Raw genomic sequence first — 8,094 nt, 5'->3', positions numbered from 1 at the left:
TTGTAATGGAAACCCCAGTCAGAATCGTTGTTCATGTCGTTCGTGTTAGCGAAAGGACCCATGTTTTGAGCGCCGTTGAAAGGACCCATGTTAGAACCACCGTTGAAAGGACCCATGTTCTGGCCGCCAGTAAATGGACCCATGTTAGAACCTGAGTTAAAAGGACCCATATTAGAACCACTATTCATAGGACCCCAGTTACCCATACCATTCGAGTTTCCCCAACCATTATTGCCGCTATTGCCAAAAAAAGCTGATGCTGATGTTGCCACCATTACTGTCACTACTGCCGCGACTTGTGTTAAATTTTTCATTGTATCCCCTCTAAGAGTTAATTTTTATATAAGTTTTTGGTAAGAAAATAAATACTTACTTGAACCATAATACTTAACTTAAATGATGATGCAACACTATTAGTATTGCTTAATACAATTATATAGATTCAATTATGGTATTTAAAGTGGCACTTGGGCGCATCACCTTAGTAACTAATTTTGGATTAGGCTGATAATAACCACCAAGACTTGCCGCCTTACCTTGGGCGCCATTTAATTCAGCAACAATAGCTGATTCATTAGCGGATAAAGCCTCTGCTACAGGTGTAAACTGAGCTTGCAATCCGAGATCTTGCTCTTGCTCTGCTAATGCCTCTGCCCAATACATCGCAAGATAGAAATGGCTTCCGCGAGTATCTAACTCGCCCACTTTACGTGATGGTGATTTATCTTGATCTAAAAACTTTGCTGTTGCCGCATCTAAAGTGTTTGCCAAAACTTGCACTTTAGGCATGTCAAATGTTGAGGACAAATGCTCTAGTGATACTGCTAAAGCTAAAAATTCTCCAAGAGAATCCCAGCGCAGGTGATTTTCAGATATCAATTGCTGAACATGTTTAGGGGCAGATCCCCCTGCACCCGTCTCAAACAAACCTCCACCATTCATTAATGGCACAATAGACAGCATTTTTGCAGAGGTTCCAAGTTCTAGTATAGGAAATAGATCTGTTAAATAATCTCGAAGTACATTTCCAGTAACAGAAATTACATTTTTACCTGCCTTCACCTGATTCAATGTAAATCGGGTAGCCTCTTCTGGAGACATTATGTGAATTTCAAGATCGGTTGTATCGTAATCTAACAAGTATTGATTAACTTTTTGAATAATTTGATAATCATGTGCACGTTGCTCATCTAACCAAAAAACAGTTGGTACATTTGTTGCTTTGGCACGATTTACTGCTAGCTTAACCCAATCTTGAATCGGCGCATCTTTTACCTGACACATGCGGAAAATATCACCTACTTCTACAGACTGTTCAAGTAACACCACCCCATCTATCGAGACGACACGCACCATTCCTGGCGCTGAAATTTGAAATGTTTTATCATGAGAACCGTATTCCTCTGCCTTTTGTGCCATTAGACCAACATTTGAAACAGACCCCATGGTGGTGGGATCAAATGCACCATGCTCTTTACAGAAATCAATTGTTTCCTTAAACACACCTGCATAACAACGATCAGGAATAACAGCCATGGTATCTTGAAGCTCACCATCTTTATTCCACATTTGACCTGATGAACGAATCATAGCTGGCATAGATGCATCAATAATGACATCACTTGGTACATGTAAATTGGTAATACCTTGATCAGAATTCACCATGGCTACATCGGGCTGTTGAGCATAAACCGCTTGAATGTCTGCTTCAATTTCTGCCTTTTTACTTGACTCTAAAGTCTCAACTTTACTTAAAATATCACCCAAACCATTGTTTGCATTAATACCAAGCTCTGCAAAAATCGCCGCATGCTTCTTAAACACATCTGTAAAAAAGACGCTAACTGCATGACCAAAAATAATAGGGTCGGAAACTTTCATCATCGTAGCTTTCATATGTACAGAGAACAGAATATCTTTCTTTTTTGCTTCAGCAATAGCCGCAGTTAAAAAACTTTTTAAAGATGATTGACTCATAACAGATGTATCTATAACTTCACCCGCTTGTAGTGGCGTAGAAGCCTTTAACTCTTCAATGGAACCATCAAGGTCTTCAAACTGAATAGTAAATTGCGTCGCATCGTCAATTGTCACTGATTTTTCTGAACCATAAAAATCACCTTCAGACATGCTTGATACAACAGTTTTTGAGTCAGTTGCCCAAACGCCCATTGAGTGAGGGTTTTTCTTTGCATAACTTTTAACAGATTGAGGTGCACGACGATCAGAGTTTCCTTCACGCAATACTGGATTTACTGCACTACCTAACACTTTGGAAAATACAGTTCTATTTACTTTATCTTCATCACTTGTAGGATTGGCAGGATAGTTTGGAATATCATATCCATTTGCTTGAAGCTCAGCTATTGCAGCCTCTAGTTGTGGAATAGAGGCGCTAATATTTGGTAGCTTAATAATATTGGCTTCTGGAGATTTTGCAGTCTGACCCAGTTCACCCAAGGTATCGCCAATTTTTTGTTCTTCCGCCAACCTTTCAGAAAAACCGGCAATCACACGACCAGCCAAAGATATATCACGAGTTTCCACCTCTATATCTACAGCGTTTGTAAAAGCTTTTATTATCGGCAGTAATGAGTAGGTTGCCAATGCCGGCGCCTCATCAGTTAAAGTATAGATAATTTTAGATTTTGGCGACATGACGGATTCCTATGGGATGATAATCAACTATTGAATGGTTAAAACAACCGTATCTACTCTTTACAAGCACTTTTATTATTACTGGTAACCCATAAGTGCTGACAAATAGACAGGTAAAACCTTTGGCGAATAGCTATATTATTTGTAAACGTAGTATTTTAGCATCCTCAAGGTTTGAGTAGTATTTTTTGCGTGTATCAAGCAACTCAAAGCCATAATTTTTATAAAAATCAATGGCTGATACATTTGAAACTCTTACCTCTAAAAGAACTGATTTAACTTCGGTTTTCTGAATGCGTTTAAGAAAATCATCCAATAATCGCCCACCAAGACCTTGTTGTTGAAACTTTGGATCAATACAGATATTGAGAATATCTATAAAATCAATAGAGTGTAGCGTAATTAAATAGCCTGTAATTTTCTCATTCACTAAAATTAGTCGAATACTAATATTTGGATTATTAAATGAATCAGTAAGCTTTTGTTTAGTCCAGGGAAAAGTATAAGCACGATTTTCTATTGCCAGAATTAACTCTAAATCCTGGGTGTTTGCTTCTTTAAAGGAAGTATTGATAAGCCTTGTTATCCGTTTCGTTTTGGTAGAAATATCCAAGCTCATCAAAATTTTTCTCGAGTTCGGTGACATCTTGTGCTTGTAAGCCAATTAAAACACGTCCAAAGTCAGCGCCGTGATTACGATAATGAAATAAACTAATATTCCAATGGCTACCCACCTTTTTAAGAAAGTCTAATAGTGCACCGGGTCGTTCTGGAAATTCAAATCGGTATAGCACTTCATTGTCACAATTGCTACGCCCACCAACCATGTAACGAATATGGGTTTTAGCAATCGAATTATCACTCATATCCAAAACATCAAATGAGTCTGACAAAGTTTCTAACAATTGTTTTTTCTCACTCAAGCCTTCGCTCAAAGAAACACCGACAAAAATACGTGCCTGAGTATCAGAGCCATAACGATAATTAAATTCAGTAATCGAATGACTTTCTAACATTTGACAAAACTTTAAAAAACTACCAGGCTCTTCATTGATAGTAACAGCAATAATGGCTTCATTATATTCGCCAATATCTGCACGCTCAGCTATATAACGTAACCGATCAAAATTAACATTAGCACCAGACACTATAGAGATTAAGTTTTCACCTGTTATTTCATTAAGCTCAACATATTTTTTAATACCAGCTGTTGCCAAAGCGCCTGCAGGTTCTGAAATTGAACGAACATCTTCATAGATATCTTTAATTGCTGCACAAATCTCATCGTTACTTACCAGTACAACTTCATCAACGACTTGCTTGGCAATTTCAAAAGTTTTTTCACCAATTTGCTTAACTGCTACGCCATCAGCAAAACGCCCCACTTCTGGCAAAATAACACGCTCATTATGCTTTAGAGCCTCATACAGTGTTGGTGAATCTTGTGGCTCAACACCAATGACTCGAATTTCAGGCGCATGGTGCTTGATGTAAGTCGCCATACCAGCAATTAAACCACCACCACCTACAGGAATGAATACTTTATCAATATTTGGCAATTGTTCTAACAACTCTTTAGCAATAGTTGCCTGGCCTGACATAACCTCAATGTCATCATAAGGATGAATAAAAATTAAATCTTGTTGTTGTTCTAATTGCTTAGCGTATTGATAAGCATCGTCATATACATCACCATGCAAAACAACTTTACCACCCAACTGTTCAACTGCATTAACCTTAATTTTTGGTGTGGATAACGGCATGACAATAACAGATTCAATGCCTAGCTTTTTAGCAGATAATGCCACACCTTGTCCATGATTACCTGCACTTGAAGTAACTACACCTTTGGCTGCTTGTACAGTTGTCAAAGAGGAAATTTTTTGATATGCTCCTCTTAGTTTAAAAGCATGAATAGCAAGCTCGTCTTCTCGCTTTAAATAGATATTATTCTCTAGGCGCTTTGAGAGTTGAAATGCACGAGATAAAGGGGTGATATCAACAACGTCGTAAACACGGGTATTGTCAACTAGTTTAACTATGCTGTGCATGTAACTCCTGTAAATAGGAAACATTGACATAGGTTGAATCTGTACGATTTCCTGTAATCATTTCAAATGGCTTGTTAGGCTCGCCAAGATTATTTAGAACAGTAATAGCACCTGTAAAGTCATGTCTATCGGTATATTCATTGACTGTGATAAGAGTTTTAATATTAGCTGAACTAGCAGAAATAATACCATTATGAGAATCTTCAAATGCCAGACATTGTGAAGCGTTGAGATTCATTTCCTTTAACACATAATTATAGATATCTCCTGCCGGCTTAAGATTAGGCACAACATCACCTGCACCTATCACCTCAAACCAATCTAATGCATCCTTGCCTAAAGTATTAGCAATCAACGCATCTACATTAGCAGGTGTTGTTGTCGTAGCGATTGCTAGCCTTAAACCCGCCTCTCTAGCTTCAGAAAACAAACGCTCTACACCAGGACGTAAAGGTACAGCGCCTTCATCCATAAGTCGCACATATATCTTAGTTTTTAGTGCATGTATTGATGCAGCTAAACTATCTACATCATCATGTTTAAACAATGTATTAAATTCTTTTAAATAGTACTTAATACGCAACTGTCCGCCGGTCACGTCAAGTAATTTATGATAAAGTTCATTTGACCATTCCCAATCCAAACCTAATTCTTTAAAGGCTAAATTAAAAGCAACCAAATGCCCATCCCTCTCAGTGTTCGCAAGAGTTCCGTCAACGTCAAAGATTAATGCTTCTAATGCCATAATCGTTTTATAATTAAATATGTGAAAAATAAATTGCTATTTTAAGGCACTTTAGGTATAAACATATTTTTTTTAAATGAATCTTACATCATGTCACAGACAGACTATCAAGACCTTCCACACTACACTCCGAAAAAAGATGAGGAATTTATGAATAGTGATCAGCTTAATCATTTCAAACATAAGCTGAATGTATGGAGAGATCAGCTAGTTAGCGATGCTGAATCAACCATTAATCACATTCAAGAAGATTCAACACAAGTCGCTGATATTAATGATCGTGCCACACTGGAAGAAGAGTTTGCTTTAGAACTTAGAACTCGTGATCGCGAGCGTAAATTAATCTCTAAAATTGACAAAACATTACATATTATTGAAATGGGAGACTACGGCTATTGTAAAACTTGTGGCACTGAAATCGCCCTAATTCGCCTTGAAGCTCGTCCTACTGCCGATGAGTGCATCGACTGTAAAACCATTGCAGAAAAAAGAGAGGTTTAATTAACCTTTGTCAAAAGTGTTGATATGCCGAACACTTTTGATCAAACTCGCCTAATCTCTTAAAATCCAAATCTTTGGTAATTGTGCCAATAGCGCTTAGCTGAATATCTAACTCTTTTTTCAATACCTGTATTAGCTCTATTTTATTAGGCGCAATTGTAAAACATAATTGATAATCATCGCCACCCGCCAATGGTAAACACCAGTCGTCTGTCTTTTTAACATAAGCAGCTACTGATTGACTCAGTGGAATATTATTTAAGTTAATTTTTGCACCCACTTTAGAATGTTTAAGTATGTGATTAAGATCTTGTTCTAATCCATCGGAAATATCAATGCAAGCGTTAGCAATCCCCGCTAAGGATTGTCCTAATTTTATTTGTGGCTCCGGTCTATTAAAATGCGTTAACAATCTTTGATTAGGCTGCTCTCCTTGTTGAATTTGATGCCAAGCAAGTGCTGCGTCACCTATCGTATTAGAAACAAAAATAATGTCGTCAACTTTGGCTGATGATCTTAGTAGTGCCTTATTATGTGGCACGATACCCGTTACATTAATCGTAATACTTAAGCTACCTTTTGTCGTATCACCGCCTAATAAATCTATTTGATATTTTTTGGCAAGCGACTTAAGTGAAGTGGAGAAAGATTCAAGCCAGTGTTTATCAAACTCAGGCAATGTCAGCGCTAAAGTAAAGTATTTAGGGATTGCACCCATTGCAGCCAAATCACTTAAATTAACACTCAAAGCCTTGTATGCAATATCAGCTGGGGAAGTATCCCGAGGAAAATGAACATTCTCAATCAAGGTGTCAACGCTTGTTGCTAGCTGATAACCACTGTCGATAGAAATAAGCGCACAATCATCACCAACCCCTAAAGCATCACAATTTAACTTTCCCCAATTGAAATATTTTTCAATCAGATTAAACTCATTCATTGAGGATATTTTTGTGCAAATTTCTGCTCTACTTCTCCACGACCTGCATTAAACATTGAGCCAGATCCAAGTACGGCTGATACTAATACAGCAAAAAATAAAGGCACGGTGCCTAACAGGGTTAGGATTGATCCGGCAATACTCGTCCCATCCATACTAGTTGAGCCACCATCACCAATCAAAAGCCCTAGTGAGGTGACTAAAAAATAAAAAATATAGGCAGAAATCAGGATTTTATAACGATTAAGAGATAATTGCCAATGTAGATATACCAAATACGGGTCATTTGCTTTGGCTTTTTTAGTGCGCAAAAAAGTATAAATAATAATAAAAGCTGAAATTACAATCGTAATACCTACAGCAACACCCATACTTGTATTTAATATCTTAATCAAGCCCAATGAGACTATCACATGGATTAGAATCGCATTAATGGTAAATAATTCGTGTGCAGCTTTAGCGGCTTTACGCTCTTGCTCAGTTGCATCTATTTTAATAACCATAAACGTTGCCTGTATATTCTATAGTTAAGCGCTACATGTAGGCGTTATCAGTCTTTGTATGGTCGGTCACATCACGCACTGATTTTATCTCTGGAAATCGATTTCTTAACTGCGTCTCAACACCTTGCTCTAATGTTGCTTTTACGGAAGAACAACCTTGACAGCCACCGCCAAAATTAAGAATCACATCCTTATCTTTAGTAATCTCAACTAAGTCAATAAAACCACCATGTGACGCCAAACTCGGACTAATTTCAGCAGCTAATACGTATTTAATTCTTTCTTCTAATGACGCATCATCTTTTGGCTCTTCACCTTTTGCGTTTGGCGCAGTAATTGTTAGTTTTTTACCTGTGCCTTCATCTTTTAGAGCAACTTCAGACCCTTTTAAATACGGGAAATTAATCTGATCAATATAAGCCAGGAAACCTTTATATTCAAACTTTTGATATCCTGGTGTTAAATCCTTAGGATGACAAAAATTAAATGATACTGTGGCAGCTGGTGTACCTGCTCTTTCTACGTCAACTTTAAGCCCCAATTCTGAATCATCTTGTTGGGAAAATAAATCTGCAACGTAATCTTGCGCTTCATCTGTAATATTGAACATGGCTATCCTTGATTAAAAATTATATTATCGATCAATCTAGTTGATCCTAAAAATACTGCGCATAATATCGCAATTTTACTTGTATT

Annotated in this window: 8 protein-coding genes and 1 pseudogene; 1 reads left to right on the top strand and 8 read right to left on the bottom strand. The window is 37.4% G+C overall.

Going from position 1 to position 8,094, the window contains the following annotated elements:
* From P8M52_RS03365 to P8M52_RS03345, 5 genes and pseudogenes are all read right to left on the bottom strand, one after another.
* Window positions 1–314, bottom strand: a pseudogene (locus tag P8M52_RS03365) (hypothetical protein); the annotation flags it as partial.
* A 118-nt stretch (window positions 315–432) separates the two neighbouring features.
* Window positions 433–2,658 carry an NADP-dependent isocitrate dehydrogenase gene (locus tag P8M52_RS03360; protein ID WP_300307315.1) on the bottom strand — a complete coding sequence of 742 codons (2,226 nt, stop codon included), beginning with the start codon at window positions 2,656–2,658 and terminating at the stop codon, window positions 433–435.
* A 133-nt stretch (window positions 2,659–2,791) separates the two neighbouring features.
* Window positions 2,792–3,271 (bottom strand): ribosomal protein S18-alanine N-acetyltransferase, encoded by a 480-nt coding sequence (gene rimI / locus P8M52_RS03355; protein WP_300307312.1) that lies wholly within the window; start codon window positions 3,269–3,271, stop codon window positions 2,792–2,794.
* The gene (gene ilvA, locus P8M52_RS03350; RefSeq protein WP_300307309.1) at window positions 3,216–4,709 is read right to left on the bottom strand and encodes a threonine ammonia-lyase, biosynthetic; all 1,494 of its coding nucleotides are present in this window, start codon (window positions 4,707–4,709) and stop codon (window positions 3,216–3,218) included. Before ilvA ends, rimI begins: the two co-directional genes overlap by 56 nt.
* Window positions 4,693–5,454, bottom strand: coding sequence for an HAD-IA family hydrolase (locus P8M52_RS03345; protein WP_300307306.1), 762 nt, complete (start codon window positions 5,452–5,454; stop codon window positions 4,693–4,695). The genes ilvA and P8M52_RS03345 overlap by 17 nt, the downstream gene beginning before the upstream one ends.
* 90 nt (window positions 5,455–5,544) lie before the next feature.
* Here P8M52_RS03345 and dksA point away from each other — a divergent pair, with 90 nt between their 5' ends.
* Complete coding sequence (dksA, locus tag P8M52_RS03340) at window positions 5,545–5,955, top strand: RNA polymerase-binding protein DksA (RefSeq protein WP_300307303.1); 411 nt, start codon at window positions 5,545–5,547, stop codon at window positions 5,953–5,955.
* 10 nt (window positions 5,956–5,965) lie between these two features.
* Here the strand turns inward: dksA and thiL are convergent, their stop codons facing one another.
* Genes thiL through P8M52_RS03325 form a run of 3 tightly spaced genes read right to left on the bottom strand, consistent with a single transcriptional unit; the run spans window position 5,966 to window position 8,008 of the window.
* On the bottom strand, window positions 5,966–6,895 hold the full coding sequence (thiL, locus tag P8M52_RS03335) for a thiamine-phosphate kinase (RefSeq protein WP_300307300.1): 930 nt from the start codon (window positions 6,893–6,895) through the stop codon (window positions 5,966–5,968).
* Entirely contained in the window at window positions 6,892–7,398 is a 507-nt protein-coding gene (locus P8M52_RS03330; protein ID WP_300307297.1) for a hypothetical protein, read from the bottom strand. The genes thiL and P8M52_RS03330 overlap by 4 nt, the downstream gene beginning before the upstream one ends.
* A gap of 31 nt (window positions 7,399–7,429) precedes the next feature.
* Window positions 7,430–8,008, bottom strand: coding sequence for an NfuA family Fe-S biogenesis protein (locus P8M52_RS03325; RefSeq protein WP_300307294.1), 579 nt, complete (start codon window positions 8,006–8,008; stop codon window positions 7,430–7,432).
* Window positions 8,009–8,094 lie beyond the last annotated feature (86 nt).

Source organism: Candidatus Thioglobus sp., assembly GCF_029243085.1.
Classification (GTDB): domain Bacteria; phylum Pseudomonadota; class Gammaproteobacteria; order PS1; family Pseudothioglobaceae; genus Thioglobus_A.
Note: the sequence above shows the minus strand (reverse complement) of the source record. Positions and strands in the feature narration are given on the sequence as shown.